We start from the raw sequence: 24929 nt of genomic DNA on the forward strand, positions 1-24929 counted from the left end.
GTTTATTAAAGTAACTATTTTCAAAATACAGAATCACTTTCTTAATTATTATTTTTATTCAATCTAAGGTTAATACTATTTAACATAGAAAAGATAGCATAAATGATTACTTTTGATTAATTGAATTTAAATGTAGATGTACAAAATCTACTTTTTACAGAAATATGAGAGATAATAAAAATCAAAAAAATAGACGATCTAATAAACCTCGTATTGGTATTACAATAGGAGATTACAATGGTATTGGACCGGAAGTAATCGTTAAAGTGTTGCAAGACAAGAGGATAACAAATATATGTACTCCAATTGTATATGGTTCAGGCAAAATCTTGACTAAGTACAAAAGGATATTAAACTTAGAAGAGTTTACTTATCATCAATATAACAACAACAGTTACATTCATGATCAGAAGATTAATGTAGTGAACTGTTGGAGTGAAGTTCAAGAATTAGAACCTGGTAAAGTAACTCAAGAAGCAGGACATTGTGCTTATTTATCTATTGATAAAGCATCTGAAGATCTTAGATCTGAAGTGATAGATGCAGTAGTTACTTCTCCAATTAACAAAGCAAATATTCAAAGTGAAAATTTTCAGTATGCTGGACATACGGAATATTACAATGAAAATTTTGCTAAGGATAGAGAAACATTGATGACACTTTGTGCTGGCGATTTAAGAGTAGGTGTTGTTACTGGTCATATTCCTATCAAAGCAGTATCTGATGCTATTACTAAAGAATTAGTGACAGCGAAGTTGAATGTAATGATTGATTCTTTGAAGAAAGACTTCGGAATCACAAAACCTAAAGTAGCTGTAATGGGACTTAATCCACATGCAGGTGAAGAAGGGTTATTGGGAGATGAAGAGATTAATGTGATTGGACCTGTCGTGAAGGAGTTCAAAAAAAGAGGAAACTTAGTATTTGGACCTTTCCCAGCTGATGGCTTCTTTGGTACATTATCTTTCAAAAACTATGATGGTATCCTTTGTATGTATCACGATCAAGGGTTAATTCCATTTAAATTACATGCATTCGAAAGTGGAGTGAATTATACTGCAGGTTTGGATATTGTAAGAACATCACCTGATCATGGAACAGCTTATAATATTGCAGGTAAAGGTATTGCAGACGAGAAATCTTTCCGTGAAGCATTGATGCAAGCGGTAGATATTGTTAAAGTGAGGAATAATGTGGTAGAAAACATGATTCGTCCTAATGCAAAACAGTTACTTCAAGACCGTAAAGATCATATCAAGAATCAAAAAATGGTTGTTGATAGTGCTGTTGGGGAAGAAGAGTACGACTTAAGTGAATTAGAAGCGGGTGAAAGAAAAGAGGCTCAGGTAACAAAACAACAAAAAATGTTGGAAAATAAAGCCAAAGGTCAAGGTAATCCTAAGTTCAATAAAGGTGGAAATAGACCTCCACACCCTAAAAAAGAACATTGGAAAAGTCGTAAAGATAATTTCAATAAGAAACCAGAGAACAACGCTAATAAAGCAGAAGACAATTCGGAATAAAATGAAGAGAAAGTTTTTTATTGTTTTATTGAGCTACCTGTGTATGTCTTTCTCATTTGCTCAAGAGGAGGATGAGATTTGGCAGAAACTTCTTAAGGTTGATTGGGAATATAAATATTCAGAAGAGTTTGAAATGGACATACCATTTCCATTATTTACTAATGAAGTGAAAGCTTTAGATAATTCTGAAATAGTCATTAAAGGTTTTGTACTTCCTGTAGAAACAGAAGACAACTCTATTATGTTATCTGTATACCCTTTCTCAAGTTGTTTTTTCTGTGGTGGTGCAGGACCTGAGTCAGTAGTGGCTATTTTCCTAAAGAATCATAGAGAAATAACGGAAGAAGAAGTCACCTTTAAAGGGACACTTCATTTAAATGACGAAGAAACAGGATTGATTTATGAGCTGAAAGATGCTGTTGAATTCAATTCAAATTATTAAATAGTAACATGGAAGATATTAAAGAAATATTTATCAAATATTTGGAGGAGAAAAAGTTAAGAAAAACTCCAGAACGTTTTGCTATCATGGAAGAGATCTATAGCAGAGGCGGACATTTTGATGTTGAATCGCTTTATATCAACATGAAAAATAAAAATTACCGTGTAAGTAGAGCGACAGTATATAATACTTTAGATTTACTCTTAGAATGCGATTTAATTACTAAACATCAGTTTGGTAAAAACTTAGCATTGTATGAAAAAGCACACGGTTTTAAACAACACGATCATTTAATTTGTAAGGAATGTAATAAAATCTTTGAGTTTTGTGATCCTAGAATCCAGAAGATCCAACAAATGGTGGAAGAGGTTTATAATTTCGAAATCGAAAAGCATTCTCTTAACTTCTACGGAGTTTGTAAAAACGAAGATTGTGAAGGAAAAAAGAATAAAGAAGAGCAATCAGTGTAATTGTTCTAAAACATAAAAAAGAGGGTGAATTAAATTATTTTTTAATTCACCCTCTTTTTATTTTATATCCATTATGCCTCAGTTGAATTAGGCTTTTTAAGTACTATAAAATAAACGCCTAACCATAGAATAGCCATTATCCAAAGGATCATAGGAGAATATTCTACTCTAAAGGCTAAAGGATCGTGTCCTTGTGATTGATAAATTACACCAACAACAGTTAGTAAAATTAGTGTTAGAATAGTCGCCATTCCTTTAGTCCAACCTTTTACTATCTCAACAAATTTTTCACGAGTTTCCTTTGTTGAATACCAATAGTCTTTGTTTGGAGCGAATACCATAATTTTTGGAAAATACAGAATTCCGTTTCCAATGGTAATAAAAAAGATGTTGACTAATAATAAACTTCCCATAGAAGCGTAAAAGAAATCGCTTCTCGTCATTAACACTGCCTGACTATTGGCTGTTTGTTGAATGACTGTAACACCATCCTCAGGTAAATAGATATAAGCCAAAAGGTTTAAACCTAGATACACTAGTAATGATAAGCCCCATAAGTATTTGATATATTTCATGGATTAAGAAGTTTGAATGAAGTTAAAAATCCGTGCAAAAATAGGAGAGTAGTAGATATAAAAAAAATATGGAGTTATAAATTAACTAAAAAGTATTTAGCTTTATTTATAACTCCATTATCCTTAGTACTTAATAGAAATATCTATTTAAATACATGTAATATCAATAGTACATCAAATGATGAGGGGAATTGAATTAGTCTGCAATTGCAGTTTCTAAAGCAATCTCCATCATATCTGTAAATGTATTCTGACGATCTTCAGAACTTAACTCTTCACCTGTTACCAAACTATCTGATACAGTAAGAATAGTCATCGCTCTAGCGTTAAATTGAGCTGCGATAGTATATAAAGCAGTTGTTTCCATTTCAACCGCTAGAACACCGTATTTAGCCCATTTCTTCCACTCATCAGCATCATCTCCGTAGAATGCATCAGAAGAAAGGATGTTACCGTTATATGGTTTGATACCTTTCGCTGTAGCTACTTCGTTGGCTTTTCTCAACATTTCGAAATCAGCAGCAGGAGAGTAGTCCTTACCACCGAAACGGTTTTGGTTGAAAGAAGAATCAGTTGAAGCTGACATAGCAATAACTAGATCTCTTGGTTTGATATGCGGTTGCATTGAACCACAGCTACCTACACGAATTAATTTACGTACGTTGAACTCAGTAATTAGTTCGTGGGCGTAGATACCAATTGATGGAATACCCATACCAGAACCTTGTACAGAGATTCTATGACCTTTGTACGTTCCAGTAAAACCTAACATACCTCTTACGTTATTGTATTGAACAACGTCTTCAAGGTAGTTGTCAGCAATATATTTAGCTCTTAATGGATCTCCAGGCATTAATACGACTTCTGCCACATCACCTGGCTTTGCACCAATATGTATACTCATCTTATAAAATCATGGATGCGAAGCTTCCTGTAGTAGGGGCTTCATTTAATAATAATTCTTCAATTGTAGTTCCGATGTCGGCAAAAGTGTTTCTAAAACCAATGTTGACGGGTTTTACCTTTTTACCATAGACTAAAATCGGAATATGTTCTCTAGTATGATCAGTACCTTTAAAGATTGGATCATTACCATGGTCAGCAGTGATGATTAAAACATCATCCTCTTTCATGGCATCCATAATCTCAGGTAATCTTTGATCGAAATACTCTAACGCATCTCTATAACCAATTAGATCTCTTCTATGTCCAAATAACATATCAAAATCTACTAGGTTAGTAAAGACAAGACCATTGTTGTCTTTCTTTAAGTATTCAATAGTCTGATCGATACCATCTTCATTGCTCTTTGTATAAACATGATCAGTAAATCCTTTACCAGCGTAGATATCAAATATCTTACCTACACCAATACTATCTTTACCGGCAGCTTTAATACGTGTTAGCATATTTTCTGATGGTTCTAAAGAATAATCATGTCTATTTGATGTTCTTGTATAGTTACCGTTTTCACCCACAAAAGGGCGGGCAATCACACGACCAACATTCAATTGTTCCCTTGCAATTTCACAGTATTTATACAATTCCTCAACAGAAACAACTTCTTCGTGAGCAGCAATCTGGAAAACAGAGTCTGCAGAAGTATAAACAATCAAATCACCCGACGCAACGTGTTGGTCACCAAATTCTTCGATTATAGCAGTTCCTGAAGCTACTTTATTACCAATTGTCTTTCTACCTGTTGCTTTTTCAAAAGCAGAAATAATATCTTCAGGGAAGCCATTTGGGTAAGTAGGGAATGGTTCAGAAAGAATCTGACCAGCAATTTCCCAGTGTCCTGTAGTGGTATCTTTACCTTTAGAAACTTCTTTGGCCATTCCATAGGCAGCCGAAGTCGTACCTAGAGAAGGTAAACCATGTAAAGGAGCAATGTTACCTAAACCCATTCTATGCATGTTAGGAATGTCTAACCCTGCACTATCGGCAATGTGACCTAAAGTATTTGCACCGCGATCTCCATATTCGTCTGCATCGGCACTAAAGCCAATACCCACACTATCGAGAACGATTAAAACAACTCTTTTACTCATATATATTAGTAGCTACCTTCGTCGGCTGTACCGCCTTGAATAATTTTAATTCCGCTAGATGTACCCAAACGAGTCACACCCATGTCGATATATTTTTGAGCAGTTTCATAATCACGAACACCGCCAGAAGCTTTTAACTGTGCTTTACCAGCAACAGCGTCTTTCATGATTTGAATATCTTCGTAAGTTGCTCCTCCAGTACCGAAACCAGTAGAAGTCTTTACGAAATCTGCATTAGCATTCACAGAAAGTTTTGAGGCTCTTTCTTTTTCCTCGTCAGTTAAGTAACAAGTTTCGATAATCACTTTCAAAACTCTAGAACCGATTGCTTCTTTGATTAAGCGGATTTCATTTTCCACATAATCGTTTTCGCCATCTTTTAGTTTACCCACATTGATAACCATGTCGATTTCATCGGCACCATTTTCAACTGCTGTTTTAGCTTCGAATACTTTAGAAGCAGTATCCATCATACCTAATGGGAAACCAACTACGGCACATACGGCAACATCAGAACCGTTAGTATGTTCTTTTGCTAATGGCACATAAGATGTATTGACACAAACTGAGAAAAAGTTATGTTCTTTCGCTTCTTCACATAGAGTAATAATCTGAGATGCAGTCGCGTTCGCTGCAAGAATAGTGTGATCAACGTATTTAGCTATACTCATATCTAATTTATATGCTTATTATGATTTGTATTTCTATTTGTAACGCACAAAGTTACTATTTGAATAGGTGATGCTCATTTCTTTTGCAATTATTAATAATAATCATCACAAAAGTTCTTTGTATCCTATAATTATTGAATGTCTAGAATCACTTTCGGCTGTTCCACCTTATCGTTTGATATCTGATATGCAGAATTCAATAATTCGACTGCCTGTTTGAATTTGTCATTCTCCTTGTTGTAGTGAAGTACGGCTAAAGTATCTCCTTTAGAGACCACATCACCTACTTTCTTTTCTAGAACAATACCTACAGCATAATCGATAACATCTTCTTTTGTTTCTCTACCAGCACCTAAAAGCATACCTGCTGTACCTACAGACTCTGCCTTTAATTGGGAAATGCAACCATCTGCATCCGCTTTTAATTCATATTTGAATTGAGCAGTTAAGAATTTCTCAGGTTGCTCGATATAAGAAGCGTCACCATGACAATCAGCAACGAAATCTCTAAGGGCAGTAACCGCTTCGCCCGAGTGTAATTTAGCAACAGCCTTTTCAATACCTTCTTCAACCGTTTTAACATCACCTTTTTGAACAAGAGCAATACCAGTGATTGTTGTAATCAATTCTTCAAAGTCTTTTGGACCATTACCTTTTAAAGATTCAACTGCTTCGTAGACTTCAAGTCCATTACCAATAGCATTACCTAAAGGTTGTTCCATACCACTAAGTACGATATGCACTTTACGCTCGAACATTGTTCCGATATCTCTCATGATGTTTGCGAGCTTTTGCGCATTCTCCAATGTTTTCATAAAAGCACCATCGCCTACTTTAACGTCAAGGATAATTCCGTCTGAACGAACGGCAAGCTTTTTACTCATAATACTCGAGGCAATCAAAGGATAACTATCTACAGTACCCGTCACGTCTCTTAAGGCATAAAGCTTTTTATCTAGAGGAACAATATCATCTGTTTGTCCCATGATACCGATACCTGAATGCTCAATGCTATTGACCATTTCAGCTTCAGACTCTGGAAATTTAAAACCAGGAATCGCTTCGAATTTATCTAATGTACCTCCTGTATGGCCAAGGCCTTTACCCGACATCTTTGCTGTACCAATGCCAAAAGTGGATAAGAGGGGAGCAAGAGCAATACTAGTTTTATCGCCAACACCTCCAGTACTATGCTTATCGATAAGAAATCTAGTGACTCCTTCAAGGTGAATCAAGTCGCCTGAGTTTCTCATGGTCTCTGTTAAAACTTTTAATTCATTATCAGAAAGTCCATTTAAAAAGACAGCCATTAAAAAGGCCGACATTTGATAATCGGTTACATCACCTTTTAGGTAACCGTCTAAAAATTCTTTTAATTCTTCAGAAGTTAATTCTAAATCCTCTCTTTTTTTAATGATTATATCGACTGCACGCATAAAATTTGTGTATGAGGTTTTTAATTGGTTATTTTATCGATAAACATATTTAGCACAAATGAGCAACTATAAATTCTTATCGATTTTTTATTTATTTTTTTTAGGTCTCTTCATAATTTCTTGTTCAGAAGAAGAACAAGGAACTAGTGGAGGTGAAAAATATTCCAATAAATTTCAGGACCACAAAATTAGAGAAATTTATTCTCTTAGAGATGAACGTAATACAAAAGAATTATTAAAGATTCTAAAGGACACCGTTTATCAAGAAGAAGTCTTAATTGCTCTTGGTTCTGTACAAGACACTTTAGCAATTTCTGATATAAAAGGAGTTCTAATAGAGTCTAATCACCTTAATGTAAAGATAGCAGCTGCATTTGCTTTAGGGCAAATGGGAGACCGTTCTTTATCTCCATTTATTATTGATTTTATAGTAAAACATCAAAAAGAAACAGAATTATTAGAACATATGTTCGAAAGTTTGGGGAAATGTGCGAACGATGGTGCTATTTACCTATTGACACATTTCGTATTAAGTGATGAAAATGTGATGTTTGGTATTGTAAAGGGTTTGCATAGAGCAAAAGATTGGCAGGGTTATCAATCGTATGATGCTTCAGAACAAATCATGCGCATTTTTACAAAATCAAAGAGTGTAGAAACAAAAGAATGGTGTAGTGCTTATTTTGCTAGAATCAATAGTAAGCATATGTTAGAAACGTTTAATTCGAATATTTTTGATAATGCTAGACATCATGAAAACGAGTTAATCAGAGCCAATTTTACAAAAGCGATTCAAAATTTTTCTAAAGGAGCGGGTAGTGCTACTGCATTAAAGAAAATCTTAACAGATGAAAAATCACCAATTGTACTTCAAAATGCTTTAATGGCAACAGAGAAAGTAAGGTATTCAGGTGTCATTAATAAATCAATAGAATATTTAAGTTATAATGATCCTATTGTAGCAGAAATTGCTGCTCAATCGATCTATAACAAATTAGGTTGGTCAGAAGCAAAAGAAGTGTTTGATATTCTTGAGGTGGTTAACTTCAATAATGCCAAAGCGGAAGCCATGAAAGCTATTCTTCGTAAAAGGAATAAGGATAAAAAGATGTTTAATTATGCCTTAGAAAATTTTGAAAATGCTCCTTCTGTATATGAAAAAACAATTTGGTTAGAAGCAATTACCGAATCTAAATTTGGAAAACACTTAGCTTTTGATACTTGGAAAACTACTGATGTAAATATTCTAAAAACAAAATCTATTGAATTGGTTTTAAATGATTATTCCTCAAAATTCCGTCCATCAAAAAAAGAAGGTGAAGAATTAAAAAGAATTCTCGAAGAATGTATCGCAACTAAAGACGTATCACAGATTTACAATGCTTGTCAGTTTATTCAAAATAAGAAAAACGATCATTTTAAGTCTCATTTTCCATCCATTGCCAAATTAAATGAGGTCAAAGATCTTTTGGAGTTACCGCTTCAAGTGGAAGCTTATATTGAATTAGAAAAGACGATAGCCTTTTTAGAAGGGAAAGAGTTTAAAGCAAAAACTTCATATCCAAATAAAGGTATTCAATGGGAATATATTAAGGATATTGAACAGAATCAGATTGCACGAATCAAAACAGAAAAAGGCGATATTGATATACAATTGAAAGTAGAAGAGGCGCCTGCAACTGTTGCTATGTTTGTAAGTTTAATTGATAGTGGTTTTTATAATCACCTTCACTTCCATAGAATGGTCCCTAATTTTGTTACTCAAGGAGGAGATCCAAGAGGAGATGGTTTTGGTGGTTTAGATTATAACATTCCGAGTGAGTTTTCAATGCTCAATTATAAAAGAGGTTCTTTAGGTATTGCATCGGCAGGGAAAGATACAGAATCTTGTCAGTTTTTCTTTTCTCTAGTTCCAACACATCACTTAGATGGCCGATATACAATTTTCTCTGAAGTGGTAGATGGTTTTGATGTAATGCAAAAATTAGAATATGGAGATGAGATTATTGATATATCTATTATAAGAGAAGAAATATTGACCTCAATTGAATAAAATGCATCATTTAATTGATGAATTATAAACATAGATTATAATTTATTGGATTTGGATTATTCTAATTCATAATTTCACAAATATACTTTAACTTGAGGGTAACGAATTAATGTTACCCTTTAGAATGAACTGCAACAAAATGAAACTAATTCATCCTTACTTGTATATTATCTTTTCTGCCATTGTTTTTTGTTCTTGTTCTCCAGAACAGTTCAATGATGAAAAGCCATTCTCTGTTAAAATTGCCTCTTTTAGAGAGTACGACGAAATGGAAAATGGTATAGATTATCTCGAAAATAAGGGACTTTCACCTTATGCAATTACACAAGCTAATGATGTAGACGGGAAATGGTATCATATTATTATTGGTGCTGAGAAGAGTTTGGAAGATGTCTTAGCATTAAAGATGAGACTAGAGGATAATTTTGGATTGAATGCCTTAGAAGTTCAAAACTATAATAAGCTACATGAGGAATTAATTCCTTTATCAGAAAATGAAGTTGATAATTATCCTGCTAGTTGGACATCTTTAGATCTATTGTTGCAACTACCTTATAACCCGAATTTTCAGATAAGATCTCTGAAATCACTATCCTATTTTGATGATGTTAATGTAAGATCGAATAGTATTAGCCGTAATATAGAATTTGATTATCCTAGAGGAATCATTCAAAGAAATTTCAAAAATAATGTAGATGAAATTGTTGAAGGAAGGTATGTTGAAACATTTTCTAATACAGAATTAACTATTCATTTAGTGAAGCTAAAAGAAAAAAATGATTACAAGGAAGGCCTATCAAAAGCATTTTCAGAGAGGATTTTAAAATCGAAAAGATATAAAATTCAAAAATCAGAAGAAATTGCGATTGATAACGATTGGCAAATGAACGGTTATCAGGTAACAATTAATCCTAAGGAGTTACGCTCTTATTTAGTATTAGAGTCAGCATCAGGTCTTCTATTAGCTTTAATTCAGTCCAATAAAAATGATGTCAACCTTCTAAAATCATTTGCAAAAAATATTGGTGATAGACATGCTGTTGATGAATACAATAGTGTGAAAAGATTGCTTGGATCATTTCCGGATGCTTTAAATCCAACAGAGCGAATGATTGCTTTTGATTTTACAACAAAAGACAGCAGAAGAGGGAAAACGGCTTTGCTAGAAGTAGGACAGACCCAATTAAGTTGTTATTTCGAAAATTCTGAAAGAGGTACTTTAGTGTATCAGTTGGAAAATTTTAATGATGAAAACACCATCGATAAAATATTTAGAAATCGTTATAGCAGATATTTAGATGATCCAAATGTAGAAAAGGTACTATTAGGAAATAGAGATGCCTTTTTCTATAAAACAAGGAGGAGAAATCCTGAGACAAGGAAATTAGATTGGATGTTAGAATCGGTTATCTTCCAAAATAGTGATAACATTGGGAAGATATCCAATTTCAAAAAAGGAACCTTCGAACAAGAAGAAATGCTAGAGAAATTAGCTTCTTTCCGTCTTGGAGACGATTATCAAATGAATACTCTTTAACCTAATCCTTTTTATTAATCAAATTTTGTGGCAATGCTTAAATTTCAATACTTCAAAAAAGAGTTGCTTTTCAATTTTCCTGCAAAAACATCACGTGGGTCAATTTCTAAAAAGGACTGTTATATAGTATCAGTTTTTGATGCTGAAAACCCAGTAGTAATTGGTTATGGTGAATGTAATACTTTAAAAGGATTAAGTATTGATCATTTTGAAGATTATGAACTTCGTCTAAAAGCATTGATTGAAACTTTAAATGAGCATAAAGTTACTTTAGAAGATTTACCTGAGTTTATTGATAAAGACTTATACCCTAGTTTTTATTTCGCCATAGAAACAGCATTACTTGATTTGAATAACGGTGGGTTTAAAAAGATCTATGATAATGCTTTTTATAAAGGAGAAAGCATACCAATTAATGGATTGGTATGGATGGGAGATAAGTCTTTTATGAAGGAACAAATTGATCAAAAATTAAATAAAGGTTTCGATTGTATCAAAATGAAAATCGGAGCGTTAGATTTTGATCAGGAATTATCACTTTTGAAATATATCCGTTCTCAATATTCATCAAATGATATTACTTTAAGAGTTGATGCTAATGGTGCTTTTCCTGTTGAAGAAGCCTTAGAGAAGTTGAATCGGTTATCAGAATTTGAGATTCATTCTATTGAACAGCCTATATGGCCTAAGCAGTTAGAGGAGATGTCATTATTATGTGATGCAACACCAATACCCATTGCCCTTGATGAGGAATTGATAGGAGTAGAAGAACATCTACAAGAAGAGTTATTGGATATTGTGAAACCTCAATACATTATTTTAAAACCGGCATTAATTGGAGGATTAGAGGCGTCGAGCAAATGGATAAAAATTGCTGAGGAGAGAAATATTCCTTGGTGGATGACTTCTGCTTTAGAATCAAATATTGGGTTAAATGCCATTGCTCAATTTACAGCTAACTATAAAATAGATAAACCACATGGCTTGGGAACAGGTCAATTATATCATAATAATTTTGCTTCACCATTGGAAGTGAACAATGGAGAGATTTTCTATAATAAAGCATTAGAATGGGACATAAATAATGATCTATAGTAATGTTATAAGTTATTGAATATCAATAGAGGTTGAAATTGTATTTTAATTAAACAACCTATTTTGATATGAGATCTTCTATTTTCGTCTTCATTCTGATTAACACTTTCTTTGTTTCTAATTTATCAATTGCCCAACAAGTTTATACCGTTTCTGAATTAAAAGATTATTATCACAAAGAGAAGAATCATCTACCCACTCCTACAAATGGATGGCATGAAGTATGGGTAATTATGCCTGATGATAAAGATTTCTTCAACAAACATCAAAAGGAAATTTTAGATGCAAGAGTATTTGTTGAAGATAATAGAATCACGAAAGTATACTATGACAACGAAAAATATGTAGAGAATGTATTCGCTACATCAAAAGTAAAGAAGGGTCATGCGACTTTTGAAAAAGTATACCTAGACGTTAACTACAATCTAACAGAAATATTTTCTGCACACATTCATGAAGTGATATTTAAAGATCATAGGGCAGAAGTACAATCACCTTTAGCCAAGGGGGCCTATGTTGGAAACGCTATTTTCTATTCAAATGAGGAAAAACTAGATAAGTTTGGCTTTTATGTATTTGTAAGAGACATTGAAACTGATCAATTCGATCTAATCGGTTACCTCAAAGAAAGTGATGATGAAGTGAGTTGTGAGAATTTGAAAAACTTACATATTCCTTTAAGACATGGACAATATGAGATATTTTCAGTCCAAAATAAAATTCAATTCGATAGAAGGATGCCACTGAAAAAACTGGATTTACAAGTTCACGAAAATGAATGTCATCCAGTAGAGTTAGTAGTTAGATAGCTCTATGTATTTTACAATAGAATCATCTAAGTCTTATTATACGACCAAATTTTTACTACACTTTAGTGTTGTAAAAATCAACCTATCACCAACCCACGATTTCAATCGTGGGACCACAATACCAGGCATGAGTATCAAAAGTAAGTAGGACTTAAAACAAAAAAAGAGGTTTCTCCAAGAAAAATTGAAGAAACCTCTTTTCATATATATAAAAGGAAATCCTAGTGAATACCCTTCATCATTTTTGTCAAAATAGGAGATACTAAGAAAGCAACCGCAGCAGCTACAAAAGCATACACTGTGATAAAGTAGAAAGTATCGAATTGATAATGTTCTGAAATCGCTGTCATTTGAGCCGCTAAGAAGTTACCCAAAGCAATAGATCCCATCCAGAATCCCATCATTACAGAAACAATTTTCGGAGGTGATAACTTTGTAATCATCGATAATCCAATAGGTGACATACATAACTCACCAACAGTGTGGAATAAATATACCATTACTAACCACATTGGAGAAATTAAAGCATTAGAAGCATTGTAAGTATCGTTTGCAATTGCCATGATACCGAAGCCAATACCTAAGAATACTAATGAGAATGCAAACTTGAATGGAGTTCTTGGGTTCGCCTTAACTGCTGTCAATTTAGTCCATATAATAGTAAATAATGGAGCTAAAAGAATAATGAATACGGCGTTGATTGATTGGAACCATGAAGCTGGAATATCAAAACCAAATACATTACGATCTGTATATTCGTTTGCAAAAGTATTGAAAGAAGTACCTGCTTGCTCAAAGCCTGACCAGAATACGATATTGAAAATAGCCAAGGCGAAAATTACACCTACGCGATTCCATTCTGTTGAACCAGTTGTATTTTGGAAAATTGTTACAAATAAGTAACCTAAACCTAAAACACCTATAACTAGAACTATATCAGTTAATAAATCACCATCAATATTAATAACTAAGTGTACAAGAATATACGATAAAATAGCTAATCCAGCCACATAAGCAAGGATGCTATTCCAATCCTTTCTCACTAATTTATTCTTCTCAGTACCTTGATCTTTTGGAGACATACCTACAGCAAGACCTGTTTCACCACTTACTACAGATGTTTCTCTCAAGAAGAACCAAATAGTAGAGATGACCATACCAATACCTGCTGCCATAAATCCATATTGCCAACCTACATTTTCAGCCAAAGAACCACCAATAAAGTTAGTTACAAAAGCACCTAGGTTAATACCCATATAGAAAATTGTGAAACCTGAATCTTTGTTAGGGTCGTTTGCAGAGTACAAACCACCAACCATAGTAGAAATGTTCGGTTTAAAGAAACCGTTACCAATAATAAGTAGACCTAAACCTAAGTAAAGCGACATATGACGAGTCAAGAATAAATCGTGCGCGTCATAAATAGATAATGCCATAGTGAATTGACCAATAGCCATCAATAAGGCACCAATGTAAATTGATTTTCTTTGTCCAAGGATTTTATCAGCAAGGATACCACCAATAATAGGAGTTACATAAACTAATGCTGTAAAAATACCATAGATACTATACGCTTCTGTTTTTTCTAGGCCAAAGCCTCCGTTTGCTAGTGTTGCTGTTAGGTATAATACGAAGAAACCACGCATTCCGTAGTAACTAAATCTTTCCCAGAACTCTGTGGCAAACAAGGTATACAAACCTTTAGGATGCCCCGTTGTCGTCTTACTCACGTGTAAATTAATTTTGGTTAGTAATAAATTTAATTCTAATTAAGTTCGATGTGTTCAGCTTACGAACATAAAGTTTAGCCCAAGTACACAATTTGCATTTTATACTAAAACTAATTGAATTGTTTGAAATGCAAATATCTAAAATTTATCCAAAAGAAAAAGTTGATATTAAACATCATTTCAATAAAATATAAATGCTATATTACATCCAAATAACTAATTTTTTAAATTTATAAACTAAAATTAAGAAATGACTTTGCCATTTTTAGCCAGTGTCCTATTGATAGGAGTAATAGGATTCTTTGCACTATTGTATTTTGTTCCTGTTAATTTATGGATTACAGCATTCTTCTCTAATGTGAGAATCAGTTTGTTCAGTCTTGTAGGAATGAGAATTCGTAAAGTTCCTCCAAAAATTATTGTCAATTCTTTGATTACAGCTACTAAAGCTGGATTGGATCTAACAACTTCTGATTTAGAAACTCACTACTTAGCAGGTGGTCATGTTCCATCGGTAATTAAGGCATTAATTTCTGCAGATAAAGCAAATATTCCTTTATCATTTAAATTAGCTGCAGCTGTTGACTTAGCGGGTCGTGATGTATTTGAAGCCGTTCAAATCTCAGTAAACCCTCAAGTAATTAATACTCCATCAGTTTCTGCTGTTGCACAAGATGGTATTCAGTTGGTTGCTAAAGCACGTGTGACTGTAAGAGCTAACATCGCTCAATTAGTAGGTGGAGCTGGTGAAGAAACTATCCTTGCTCGTGTGGGTGAAGGTATTGTAACTTCAATTGGTTCTTCGTTATCACATAAAGAGGTACTAGAAAACCCTGACAAAATTTCTAAACTAGTATTAGAAAAAGGTTTGGATTCAGGTACCGCTTTCGAAATCTTATCTATTGATATTGCTGATATTGATGTTGGGGATAACATTGGTGCAAAACTTTCTATTGACCAAGCTGATGCCGACCTTAAAGTAGCAGAAGCGAAAGCAGAGGAAAGAAGAGCAATGGCCGTAGCGGTTGAGCAAGAAATGAAAGCGAAAGCACAAGCTTCAAGAGCGAAAGTAATCGAAGCTGAAGCTGAAGTACCATTGGCAATTTCTGAAGCATTCCGTAGCGGTAACTTAGGTATCATGGATTATTATAAGTTGAAAAACTTACAGGCCGACACAACAATGAGAGATGCTATCGCAGATTCTTCTAAAGATGACTCTACATCATTGAGAAATGATGATGAGGACGAGGATTAATAGATAAATCTTAATCATACAAAAAGGCGATCTCAAAATAATTTTTGAGATCGCCTTTTTTATATTCATTTATTAATTTTTCTAAGCTACTTCCTTGTACGGACGTTTTACCAAAACGTCCCACGAACCACTAGATTTAATCCTCCTCAGGAGCATCATCAATCATCATCACACACTCTTTACAATTGAATTTTAGCTTGTAACGAGCATTCTTAGATTTTAAGAACAATGGGAATTTTACATCTTCAGGTGCTTTTACGAACGTTTCGTACTCATCACAGAGACCAATTTGATATCTAAGACAGTGCTTAGTAGTCATCAAACGAAGTTTCGATTTGTCTTCTCTTCCTTCAAAACCTTCCTCGATTTCTGTGATACCATGTTTTGCATAAAATTGTCTCGCTAACTTATTTAAAACATTACCATGGTGATCCCATTTCTGTATTTTCTGAGGGAAAGGATAAGAGTGATCAATCTCCGTATTTAATCTCGGCGGTTGCTTGTATTCAGAATTTCTTTTATTCTCAAAAGCTTCAATTAAATCCCTTCTCATTTGATTTAATCGACCACCTGGAATAAATGGTAAATCACCTTCAGGAAGTGTTACTTTATTAATCAAGAAGATGGTATTACCCGATTTCTTTAAACCTTTCGTTAAGTTTTGTTCCGATTTTTCACGATTGGATGCGACTTCAAAAGGTTCTTTGTATTTATCAGAATAGGTATTTCCGTAAATATCTTTTATGGTTAAAGTGATCGTATGATCTTTCCAATCCATGACGATATCACTTTCTATTTTTCTTTGTGTTTTCTGAGACTTTAAGTCCTTTACGAATTGGTGGTCGTGGTTTCTGTAAATATCAGCCCCCACACGAACACCCATCACCAAAGAAGTCTTGATCCAACCTTCAGCATCCACATGTTCTACCTTCATTCCTTGAAGTTGCTCATGTTTATCATAGAAACATAAACCATCGCCAGGAATCAGTTTTTTACCTTCATCCATCTCAATTAGGTATTGATTCGCTTTGATTTGCTTCACTTTACCTACTTTATCTCCAATAGCTTTAGGCGTATCGAAATGAACAATTTCTGGGTTTCTTTCTTTATAGAAATAAGTGGTAAACCCTCTGTTGTATGTTTTTTCAATGGCAGGCTCAAAATCAAGCATTGTTTTCCCTTGAGAATCTGCAACGAATTCATCACCATATTTATCTAGAACAAAGTCGATTCTTTTTCTGAAGTTACCTACTTGATTTTTTACATAAGATTCGTCTTTTAAACGACCTTCAATTTTAAATGATTTAATGCCTGCTCTTGCTAAAGGAAGGACATAATCACTCATATTTAAATCTTTAAGTGATAATAGGTGTTTTTGATTGGCTAACTTTCTGCCAGTATTATCGACTAAATCATAAGGCAAACGACATGGTTGTCCACATGCTCCTCGGTTAGCAGAACGGTCGCCCACATTATTTGACATATAACACTGACCTGATAAACTCACACATAACGCACCTGCGACAAAAGCTTCTAATTCAACATTCGTCGCCTTATTAATTTCTTCAATATCTTTAATGGAAAGCTCACGAGCTAATACGACTCTATCAAAACCTACCTTTTCTAAGAATTTTACTTTCTCTAAATGATAGTTATGCGTTTGTGTACTTGCATGTAATGGAATTGGAGGTAAATCCATTTCCAATAAGCCCATATCTTGAATGATTAATGCATCTACACCTGCTTCATATAAACTCCATGCTTGCTTGTGAGCCGATTCTAGCTCTTTATCAAACATCAAAGTGTTCATAGTAGCGAAAATCTTTGAGTGAAAACGGTGGGCATGTTTGGTTAATTTCTCAATATCAGAAATAGAGTTACCTACAGCATCTCTTGCTCCAAATTGTGATGGACCAATATATACCGCATCTGCACCATGATTAATGGCAGACATACCAATTTCTATATTCTTAGCCGGAGCTAATAATTCCAAAGATCTCATTTATGTGAAAGTTATGTGTAAACGGAGTGCAAAGATAGTGGAAAGCTAATTGATAAAAAAGCCAACTTACTTAATCCTTAGAGTTGATTAAGTAAGTTGGCTTTTTTAGGTAGCAGGTAGTAAGTAGCAGGTGCAAAGCTAACGCTCGTTTTAAGTAAAAGGTAAGAGGGAAGAAGTAAAACTGGTGCAAATGTTAAGAGATAGCGACATTTGTACCTATAGACTTTAAAGGTCTCCTGACCTCTTTTTTTTAGTAAAATAAACTAAGGGAGATCGTATAGAAAGCTCCGGAATGAATTCCGGGGGATTTCGTTTTATAAAAAGATCTTATGCCTCTTGTAAATCTTCTGCTTCGTTTTTGATGGATTTATCCACTAAAATAGCTACCGATGCATCACCTGTTACGTTAACTACTGTACGGAACATATCTAAGATTCTATCAGGAGCCATGATCAATCCTATGGCTGCAGCCGGTAATCCTAATTGTTCTAAGACAATAACTAACATAATGATACCTGCACTTGGTACTGCGGCAGAACCAATTGATGCTAGAGTTGCTGTAACAACGATAGATAATTGTTGTTGAAGTGTTAAATCAATACCAGATACTTGAGCGATAAAAACTGCTGCAATACCTTGATATAAACAAGTACCATCCATATTCACTGTGGCACCTAGTGGAAGCACGAATCCTGTAGTTTCTTCTGATACTCCTAATTCTTCCTCCACTTGTTTCATTGTAACAGGAAGTGTTGCCGCTGATGATGAAGTTGAAAAGGCCATCATCTGAGCAGGGAAGATGCCTTTGAAAAAGTCTTTATAGTTTACCTTACCAAATACTTTTAGCATAGTAGGATAGATCACAGCAATCATGATTAACAATCCAAAAATAACCACAAGTGAATACTTTGCTAATGCGAATAGTAATTCAACTGCCTTCGATGGATCATTTTCTGCTATTTCAGAAATGAGTGAGGCGATCAATGCAAAAACACCAAAAGGGGCAAATTTCATGATCAAATCAACCATTTTCAATATTACTTTATCTAAACTAGAGAATAAAGCTTTTACTGATTTTGAATGTTCTAGAGGGATTGCCACTAATGCCACTCCAAATAATATGGCAAAAAAGATCACTTGTAGCATATTTTTATTGCTACTCATGGATCCGAAAATATTATCAGGTACCATTTCTACTAAAGGTTGTAATGGACCTCTTCTTTTTATTTCAGCAGCTGCTTGAACTTTGGTATCTGCAGAAGCTGCAAATTTTGTAATTAAAGCTTGTTTGGTTTCTTCTGAAAAGCCTTCGCCAGGAGTGAAGAAGTTCACTAATAACAATCCGATTGATACTGCGATCAAAGTGGTTGTAAGGTAGATAGCAATAGCACGACCACCAACTTTAGATAACTTTGATAAATCAGTCATTGAAGCAACTCCATTTACTAAAGAGATAAGTACGAGTGGAACTGCAATTAATTTCAATAAATTGATAAAAATAGTTCCAAAGGGTTTTATCCAGTCCTTCGAAAAATCAGCATTTCCTGTATAACTTAATGTAAGCCCAAAAGCTAGACCTAAAGCCATCCCAATGATGATTTTCCAATGTAAAGCAAGTTTCTTCATTTCTGTGATTTCCTATAAAAGGACAAGTAATTTAAAAATTGATTGATCTAAACTCCTGAAAAAGAGCTCTTAACTAATTATCATTTTGATGTTATAATTCAGCAATGAATTATTTATGTATTCTGTACCCTAAAATGACCCTACAATTTAATGTAAGAATTTTAATTAGTTTCGATTTTTGAGATTTATTAAACATTAATTGTTACTTCTTGACAAAAAAAAAAGCAACAGCCAGTTGACTGTTGCTTATTATTATCATTATGCTCTGATTAAATATTCTGATCAATATAATCAAGTACTTTGTTCATTAAGTGGATTCTATCTTTTCCTCTCACGTTATGTGGGTGACCAGGATAAGTGAAGAAATCAACTTGAACTCCGTTATTCACGCATTCTTGTAAAAACCTGAAAGAGTGTTGAGGTACTACTACATCATCAATTAATCCATGAATAATTAATAATTTATCTTTTAGAAGAGTAGTTTTATCCAACAAACGAGCATTTGCATAACCCTCAGGATTTTTTTGAGGAGTTGACATATAACGTTCAGTGTACATTACTTCATAAAAATCCCAATCCATTACTGGACCACCTGCAACACCCACTTTAAATATGCCAGCAGCTTTGGTCATCAATGAAGTCGTCATGAAACCACCAAATGACCAACCGTGGATGGCCATTCTATCGGCATCAACATATGGAAGAGATTTAAGGTAATCTACACCTTTTAATTGATCTGCCACTTCTTCATCACCTAAGTGAAGATGAGTAGCTTGCTCAAATTCTTTACCTCTGTTTTCAGAACCTCTACTTTCTACAGTATACACGATATATCCCTTTTGAGCGGCAGTTTGCATCCAATAGGCAGCACCTGCTTGCCAACGGTTTGTAATTAGTTGAACACCTGGTCCACCATAAACATATACAATAACAGGATATTTTTTAGCAGGATCGAAGTTGGCAGGCTTGATCATCCTTGTGTTAAGATCAGTCTTGCCATCTGCTGCTTTGATTGTACTTAATTCGATGTTCGATACATTATATCCTTCTAATGGGTTTTTAGCTTCCATGATTGTTTTAATCACTTTGCCATTCACATCCATCACAAATTGTTTGTTAGGAGTATCAATGTTTGAGAAAGAAGCTAAGATTAAATTGCTGCTTTCATCGTACTTCACGCTAGAATAAACACCAAAAAGAGTAGTGATTTTCTTCACTGATTTCGATTTTAAATTCGCTTTATAGATCTCTCTATCCAAGCCATTATTATCAGTTCCTAATACAAAAAGGTTTTGTTTCTTCTTGTCAAACCCGATGATATCCATCACTACCCAATCACCTTTAGTTAATTGAGCCAATTCTTCACCATCCGTATTGTATAAATATACATGCTCAAAACCATCTCTTTCCGATCTCCATATGAATTTATCGTTAGAATTAGGAAGGAATTCCATTGGATGAGTTAATGATAAGTACTTATCATCTTTTTCTTCAAACAAAGTTTTCACAAAATCACCCGTCTCAGCTTCATATTGATTTAAAGCCAAATGATTTTGATCTCTATTTAAAATACCGATGTATACATATTTTTCATCTGGACTCCAAACGATATTGGTTAAGTATTGTTCTTTATCACCAGTCGTCTTGATAGGGGTAGTCAGTTTTGTATTTACATTATAAACATGTAAAGTAACTTCTTCTGATTTTTGCCCTGCCATAGGATATTTGATAGGGTTAGCTTGAGCAGGTACAGTTGAAATATCTACTAAAGGATAATCTGTCACCATAGTTTGGTCATTTCTATAGAAAGCAATAGCATTTCCTTTTGGAGACCAATAAGTGCCCTTATGTACACCAAACTCATTTCTATGTACGACTTTACCGAACTCAATTTCTTTATTTTTTTCGTCAGTAATCTGAGTCTCTTTACCATCTACGCTGATGTATAAGTTATTATCAATCGTGTAGGCGATTTTCGAAAAGTCTGAAGTAAAATCAGCATTATCACCTTTAACATCAATTACTTTTTGAGATTGTTTCGTTTCAATATCAATCTTATAAAAAGCTTTTTGATATTGGAACATCATTTCTTTTGCATTCAACCAACGATAACGTGGTAAACGACTTAAATTTGATAAATCAGAATTACTAGCTTTAATATCATCCAAAGTAATTAAAACTTCAGAAGTGCCTTTTTTAGCATTTACCTTTAATATTTGATTTTCATCGGTTTCAGAGTAGAAACCCTTACTTTCTGGAATCCATAAAACAGATTTGTACTCTGGGTATAACGACCAATAGCCCATTATCCCTTCTTCGATTGTTAGTTCTTTTTTTTGTGCCGATACAGAAAAACTAAAGCATACTGCCAAAATAAGAAGCAAGCTTTTGTATGTGTTTTGAATCATAAAATATATGGTTTGATTTGTTTCGGGTGTAAATGTAGAGAAATGGTATCAAAAAGAAAATATCAATAATGATATTGACAAGATATTATTTCAGTTCTCTGTCCTTCATTTTTCTTTCCTACAATTCGATAAATCAAACGGTGTTCTGAATTAATTCTTCTTGACCAAAATCCGGTTAGATTTTGACGTAGAGGTTCTGGTTTACCAATACCTTTAAATGGATCTCTTTGAATGTTTTTTATTAACTCATGTATCCTTAAAGTTATTTTTTTGTCTTCAGTTTGCCAGAATAAGTATTGTTGCCAAGCAGTTTTTGAGAATAGTATATTCATTTAAAGATCAAATTTGATAGTATCTTCACCGTCAAGTTCTTTTATTGATTTTTCGAGTAGCTCTCGATTGTTTTTTGAAGATAATAAATATTCAGTTTCCTTCATACTGTTATATTCTGATAAAGTCATCAATACGATAGCTTCTTTGTTACCACTTCTTGGAACAATTAAAATATCTTTGTTATCTTCTAACTCATCGAAATATGATTTAAGATTCGCTCTTAAATCACTTAAAGTCGTTGTATTCATAATATTATGTTTTTTACAAATGTACAAAAATATGTACAAATATAGAACTCAATGAAGAAGTTGCATCTTTTTTTATTATTGGTATTTATCTCAAAATCATCCTTCTGTCAACAAGCCATCCAATGGCTCACTTTCGAAGAAGCCCTTCAAAAGAACAAAACTGAGCAAAAACAATTTTTTATTGATGTTTACACCGATTGGTGCACATGGTGTAAAAAGATGGATAGAACAACCTTCAAAAATGAAAAGATAGTTAGTTACATCAATGCAAATTTTTATGCAGTAAAGATTAATGCTGAGGATCATTCAAAGTTGATGTTTCAAGGGGAGGAGTTTACCTATGAATCTTTATCACATACATTATTAGGTGGGAACATGGGTTTTCCAACTTACGTTTTTTTATGGGTGAGGAAAGATGATCAACTTCAAGCTAATCCATATCCAATTCAAGGATACATGAAAAAGCAAAAGTTACATTTGATGTTGTCTTTTATGAACGAGGCGGCGTATGAAGGGGTGGAGTTTAAGGAGTTTAGAGAGGGGTATTTATCACCTTATAAATAAATCTATGTTTTTATTTATATCACTAATATCTCTCATGTTACATATACCGGAGGGGTTGCACCCCTCCTTGGGTAAGATGGGTAGATGATAAGTTCTATGATATAGGTAGAATGGCGGTTAAGGATATTGTAATAATCGATGATGTGGAGGGGCTATGCCACCTCCTTCGGTTTCTCATAAGATACCACAAGACTGCTTCTTTGATAAACTCAAAGTCAACTCATCCTCTCCAACGATGGGAGCAACCCATCGCACTAGAGTAAGGTCAACTAGTACACTTCAAGATAATAATAGAAACTTCTACACAAAAGATAGTCCCAAACCTAGTGAACCAATATGTTCACCACTCTCAAAATCTACCATTCTTCCCTAACGATGGGTATAACCCATCGCACCAGAACAAGTTCAATTAATTCAGCTCATATATATAATAGTACCTTCTATAAAAAGAAAGGTAGCCCTCAAGCCTAGTGAACCAAGTTGTTCACCACTCTCAAAGTCTACCATTCTTCCCCAAAGATGGGTGCAACCCATCGTATCTATGTTAGGTTGCGTATCTTATCATTTTAGGAAAGCAACCCTATTATTTATTAAGTATTAGTTATTACCTAACCCTTACTTCTTAGCCACTCTTTCCAAAGTCAACACCAAGAAATCCCAGAATCTAGCCACCGTACCAATCTCACACATCTCGTCTGGAGAGTGAGGGTTCTTAATAGTCGGACCAAATGAGATCATATCTAAGTTAGGGTAGTGACTACCAATAATACCACATTCCAATCCGGCGTGAACAGCGTTTACTGTTGCTGGCTTTTTGAAGTATTCTTGATGAATTTCTTTCATTTCCTCAAGAATTTGAGAATGAGCATTTGGTGTCCAACCAGGGTAAGCACCACCATGTTCTACGTTACCACCTGTGATAGCAAAAGCAGCATCTAATTGATTGGCTACATCATATTTAGCCGTTTCCACAGAAGAACGAGTAAGTGATTGTACCACTACTTTACCCTCTTTTACCTGCACTCTTGCCATTGAAGTAGAAGTTTCTACTAAACCTTCTAACTCATCAGACATTCTGATAACACCATTAGGAGCAGAGTAGATCGCAGACAATAAAGCATCTTGTGCTTTTACGTCCATTACCTTAGCTGGAGTAGCGATAGCTTCTAAGTTGATCACCAAGTTTGGTTCTGTCACTTTTAACTCTGCTTGGTAATCAGCTTCTACCTGTTTGATGTAAGCTTCGAATTCATCTGCTTTAGCAGGATCGATCACTACATTCGCAAAAGATTCACGAGGGATAGCGTTTCTTAATGAACCACCATCAATCTCAGCGATTTCCAAACCGAATTTTTCTCTAGTTCCCCAAAGCAAACGGTTCATCAATTTATTGGCATTACCACGACCTAAATGGATTTCACATCCTGAGTGTCCACCTTTTAGGCCTTTTAATTGAATATGATACGCTTTTCCTTCCGCAGCAGATTCTGCATAGTCGTAATTGACATTCGTATCGATACCACCTGCACAGCCAATACATAACTCGTGCTCGTCTTCAGTATCAAGATTTAAAAGGATATCTCCTTCTAAAACACCTTCTACTAAACCGAATGCTCCAGTCATACCCGTTTCCTCATCGATAGTGAAAAGACCTTCGATAGGACCGTGTTTTAAATCTTTTGAAGCCAAAACACCCATAATAGTGGCAGCACCAATACCGTTGTCAGCACCTAGAGTTGTTCCTTTTGCTTTTACCCAATCACCGTCGATATACGATTGAATACCGTCTGTATCAAAATCGAAATCAGTATCTGCATTCTTTTGGTGAACCATATCAATATGTGCTTGAAGGATAATTCCTTTACGATCTTCCATTCCTGGAGTCGCCGGCTTTTTGATAATGATGTTACCACATTCATCAACGATGGTTTCTAAACCTAAGTCTTCACCAATTTGCTTAGTGAAGGCAATAATTCTTTCCTCTTTCTTTGATCCACGAGGGATCTCGTTCATTTTTTCGAAGTTTTCCCAGATTTGTACTGGATGTAAACTTGCAACCTCTTTGTTCATGTTTATATATAGGTTTAAATATGTCTAGTTT

General features: G+C 34.3%; 21 protein-coding genes. 9 read left to right on the forward strand and 12 right to left on the reverse strand.

The genetic code is table 11. The features are described from left to right. The first annotated feature begins 164 nt into the window (after nt 1-164). The 3 genes from pdxA to MY04_RS05085 are packed head-to-tail and all read left to right on the forward strand — an operon-like array spanning nt 165 to nt 2435. The gene (pdxA, locus tag MY04_RS05075) at nt 165-1523 is read left to right on the forward strand and encodes a 4-hydroxythreonine-4-phosphate dehydrogenase PdxA (protein WP_066207260.1); all 1359 of its coding nucleotides are present in this window, start codon (nt 165-167) and stop codon (nt 1521-1523) included. A 1-nt stretch (nt 1524) separates the two neighbouring features. Then, nucleotides 1525-1965, forward strand: a complete 441-nt coding sequence (locus MY04_RS05080) for a hypothetical protein (protein WP_066207261.1) — start codon at nt 1525-1527, stop codon at nt 1963-1965. A gap of 8 nt (nt 1966-1973) precedes the next feature. Next, nucleotides 1974-2435, forward strand: coding sequence for a Fur family transcriptional regulator (locus MY04_RS05085; RefSeq protein ID WP_066207263.1), 462 nt, complete (start codon nt 1974-1976; stop codon nt 2433-2435). A 71-nt stretch (nt 2436-2506) separates the two neighbouring features. Here the strand turns inward: MY04_RS05085 and MY04_RS05090 are convergent, their stop codons facing one another. From MY04_RS05090 to MY04_RS05110, 5 genes are all read right to left on the reverse strand, one after another. Beyond that, nucleotides 2507-3010, reverse strand: a complete 504-nt coding sequence (locus MY04_RS05090) for a hypothetical protein (protein ID WP_066207267.1) — start codon at nt 3008-3010, stop codon at nt 2507-2509. Nucleotides 3011-3206: 196 nt separating this feature from the next. After that, nucleotides 3207-3914 (reverse strand): purine-nucleoside phosphorylase, encoded by a 708-nt coding sequence (deoD, locus tag MY04_RS05095; RefSeq protein WP_066207270.1) that lies wholly within the window; start codon nt 3912-3914, stop codon nt 3207-3209. A gap of 1 nt (nt 3915) precedes the next feature. Beyond that, nucleotides 3916-5061, reverse strand: a complete 1146-nt coding sequence (locus MY04_RS05100; protein WP_066207275.1) for a phosphopentomutase — start codon at nt 5059-5061, stop codon at nt 3916-3918. A gap of 5 nt (nt 5062-5066) precedes the next feature. After that, nucleotides 5067-5732, reverse strand: a complete 666-nt coding sequence (deoC, locus tag MY04_RS05105) for a deoxyribose-phosphate aldolase (protein ID WP_066207280.1) — start codon at nt 5730-5732, stop codon at nt 5067-5069. A gap of 131 nt (nt 5733-5863) precedes the next feature. Continuing rightward, complete coding sequence (locus tag MY04_RS05110; protein ID WP_066207283.1) at nt 5864-7168, reverse strand: thymidine phosphorylase; 1305 nt, start codon at nt 7166-7168, stop codon at nt 5864-5866. Nucleotides 7169-7226: 58 nt separating this feature from the next. Here MY04_RS05110 and MY04_RS28090 point away from each other — a divergent pair, with 58 nt between their 5' ends. The 4 genes from MY04_RS28090 to MY04_RS05130 all read left to right on the forward strand — a co-directional run bounded on the left by MY04_RS28090 (nt 7227) and on the right by MY04_RS05130 (nt 12662). Then, the gene (locus tag MY04_RS28090; protein WP_205960498.1) at nt 7227-9221 is read left to right on the forward strand and encodes a peptidylprolyl isomerase; all 1995 of its coding nucleotides are present in this window, start codon (nt 7227-7229) and stop codon (nt 9219-9221) included. 139 nt (nt 9222-9360) lie between these two features. Next, a complete protein-coding gene (locus MY04_RS05120; protein ID WP_066207287.1) occupies nt 9361-10758 on the forward strand; it encodes an SPOR domain-containing protein in 1398 nt (465 codons plus the stop codon). A 33-nt stretch (nt 10759-10791) separates the two neighbouring features. Next, nucleotides 10792-11853 carry an o-succinylbenzoate synthase gene (locus tag MY04_RS05125; protein ID WP_066207289.1) on the forward strand — a complete coding sequence of 354 codons (1062 nt, stop codon included), beginning with the start codon at nt 10792-10794 and terminating at the stop codon, nt 11851-11853. Between the two features lie 68 nt (nt 11854-11921). After that, entirely contained in the window at nt 11922-12662 is a 741-nt protein-coding gene (locus MY04_RS05130; RefSeq protein ID WP_066207292.1) for a hypothetical protein, read from the forward strand. Between the two features lie 221 nt (nt 12663-12883). Here MY04_RS05130 and MY04_RS05135 read toward each other — a convergent pair whose 3' ends face one another. Then, nucleotides 12884-14392 (reverse strand): peptide MFS transporter, encoded by a 1509-nt coding sequence (locus MY04_RS05135; protein ID WP_066207296.1) that lies wholly within the window; start codon nt 14390-14392, stop codon nt 12884-12886. Between the two features lie 250 nt (nt 14393-14642). Here MY04_RS05135 and floA point away from each other — a divergent pair, with 250 nt between their 5' ends. Continuing rightward, nucleotides 14643-15647: a flotillin-like protein FloA gene (gene floA / locus MY04_RS05140; RefSeq protein ID WP_066207298.1), complete on the forward strand. Its 1005-nt coding sequence runs from the start codon at nt 14643-14645 to the stop codon at nt 15645-15647. Nucleotides 15648-15783: 136 nt separating this feature from the next. Here the strand turns inward: floA and MY04_RS05145 are convergent, their stop codons facing one another. From MY04_RS05145 to MY04_RS05165, 5 genes are all read right to left on the reverse strand, one after another. After that, a complete protein-coding gene (locus MY04_RS05145) occupies nt 15784-17649 on the reverse strand; it encodes a peptidase U32 family protein (RefSeq protein ID WP_066207301.1) in 1866 nt (621 codons plus the stop codon). A 327-nt stretch (nt 17650-17976) separates the two neighbouring features. Continuing rightward, nucleotides 17977-19275: a dicarboxylate/amino acid:cation symporter gene (locus tag MY04_RS05150; protein ID WP_066207304.1), complete on the reverse strand. Its 1299-nt coding sequence runs from the start codon at nt 19273-19275 to the stop codon at nt 17977-17979. 269 nt (nt 19276-19544) lie between these two features. Then, nucleotides 19545-21683 carry a S9 family peptidase gene (locus MY04_RS05155; RefSeq protein WP_066207307.1) on the reverse strand — a complete coding sequence of 713 codons (2139 nt, stop codon included), beginning with the start codon at nt 21681-21683 and terminating at the stop codon, nt 19545-19547. A 62-nt stretch (nt 21684-21745) separates the two neighbouring features. Then, entirely contained in the window at nt 21746-22015 is a 270-nt protein-coding gene (locus MY04_RS05160) for a Txe/YoeB family addiction module toxin (RefSeq protein WP_066207310.1), read from the reverse strand. After that, a complete protein-coding gene (locus MY04_RS05165) occupies nt 22016-22264 on the reverse strand; it encodes a type II toxin-antitoxin system Phd/YefM family antitoxin (RefSeq protein ID WP_066207313.1) in 249 nt (82 codons plus the stop codon). It abuts the gene before it with no gap. Between the two features lie 51 nt (nt 22265-22315). Here MY04_RS05165 and MY04_RS05170 point away from each other — a divergent pair, with 51 nt between their 5' ends. Then, on the forward strand, nt 22316-22828 hold the full coding sequence (locus MY04_RS05170) for a thioredoxin family protein (protein ID WP_066207316.1): 513 nt from the start codon (nt 22316-22318) through the stop codon (nt 22826-22828). A gap of 615 nt (nt 22829-23443) precedes the next feature. On the opposite strand, the gene MY04_RS05175 is transcribed toward MY04_RS05170, so the two are convergent. Next, nucleotides 23444-24898: an aminoacyl-histidine dipeptidase gene (locus MY04_RS05175; RefSeq protein ID WP_066207318.1), complete on the reverse strand. Its 1455-nt coding sequence runs from the start codon at nt 24896-24898 to the stop codon at nt 23444-23446. Between the last annotated feature and the right edge of the window lie 31 nt (nt 24899-24929).

The sequence above is a fragment of the Flammeovirga sp. MY04 genome (assembly GCF_001682195.2).
GTDB classification, from domain to species: Bacteria; Bacteroidota; Bacteroidia; order Cytophagales; family Flammeovirgaceae; genus Flammeovirga; species Flammeovirga yaeyamensis.

Coding starts and splice junctions, on each gene's coding strand:
- MY04_RS05155 (WP_066207307.1), bottom strand. CDS start 21,683: ATGATTCAAAACACATACAAAAGCTTGCTTCTTATTTTGGCAGTATGC.
- pdxA (WP_066207260.1), top strand. CDS start 165: ATGAGAGATAATAAAAATCAAAAAAATAGACGATCTAATAAACCTCGT.
- MY04_RS05175 (WP_066207318.1), bottom strand. CDS start 24,898: ATGAACAAAGAGGTTGCAAGTTTACATCCAGTACAAATCTGGGAAAAC.
- MY04_RS05160 (WP_066207310.1), bottom strand. CDS start 22,015: ATGAATATACTATTCTCAAAAACTGCTTGGCAACAATACTTATTCTGG.
- deoD (WP_066207270.1), bottom strand. CDS start 3,914: ATGAGTATACATATTGGTGCAAAGCCAGGTGATGTGGCAGAAGTCGTA.
- MY04_RS05090 (WP_066207267.1), bottom strand. CDS start 3,010: ATGAAATATATCAAATACTTATGGGGCTTATCATTACTAGTGTATCTA.
- MY04_RS28090 (WP_205960498.1), top strand. CDS start 7,227: ATGAGCAACTATAAATTCTTATCGATTTTTTATTTATTTTTTTTAGGT.
- MY04_RS05145 (WP_066207301.1), bottom strand. CDS start 17,649: ATGAGATCTTTGGAATTATTAGCTCCGGCTAAGAATATAGAAATTGGT.
- MY04_RS05130 (WP_066207292.1), top strand. CDS start 11,922: ATGAGATCTTCTATTTTCGTCTTCATTCTGATTAACACTTTCTTTGTT.
- MY04_RS05100 (WP_066207275.1), bottom strand. CDS start 5,061: ATGAGTAAAAGAGTTGTTTTAATCGTTCTCGATAGTGTGGGTATTGGC.
- MY04_RS05125 (WP_066207289.1), top strand. CDS start 10,792: ATGCTTAAATTTCAATACTTCAAAAAAGAGTTGCTTTTCAATTTTCCT.
- MY04_RS05150 (WP_066207304.1), bottom strand. CDS start 19,275: ATGAAGAAACTTGCTTTACATTGGAAAATCATCATTGGGATGGCTTTA.
- MY04_RS05170 (WP_066207316.1), top strand. CDS start 22,316: ATGAAGAAGTTGCATCTTTTTTTATTATTGGTATTTATCTCAAAATCA.
- MY04_RS05120 (WP_066207287.1), top strand. CDS start 9,361: ATGAAACTAATTCATCCTTACTTGTATATTATCTTTTCTGCCATTGTT.
- floA (WP_066207298.1), top strand. CDS start 14,643: ATGACTTTGCCATTTTTAGCCAGTGTCCTATTGATAGGAGTAATAGGA.
- MY04_RS05165 (WP_066207313.1), bottom strand. CDS start 22,264: ATGAATACAACGACTTTAAGTGATTTAAGAGCGAATCTTAAATCATAT.
- MY04_RS05085 (WP_066207263.1), top strand. CDS start 1,974: ATGGAAGATATTAAAGAAATATTTATCAAATATTTGGAGGAGAAAAAG.
- MY04_RS05080 (WP_066207261.1), top strand. CDS start 1,525: ATGAAGAGAAAGTTTTTTATTGTTTTATTGAGCTACCTGTGTATGTCT.
- deoC (WP_066207280.1), bottom strand. CDS start 5,732: ATGAGTATAGCTAAATACGTTGATCACACTATTCTTGCAGCGAACGCG.
- MY04_RS05110 (WP_066207283.1), bottom strand. CDS start 7,168: ATGCGTGCAGTCGATATAATCATTAAAAAAAGAGAGGATTTAGAATTA.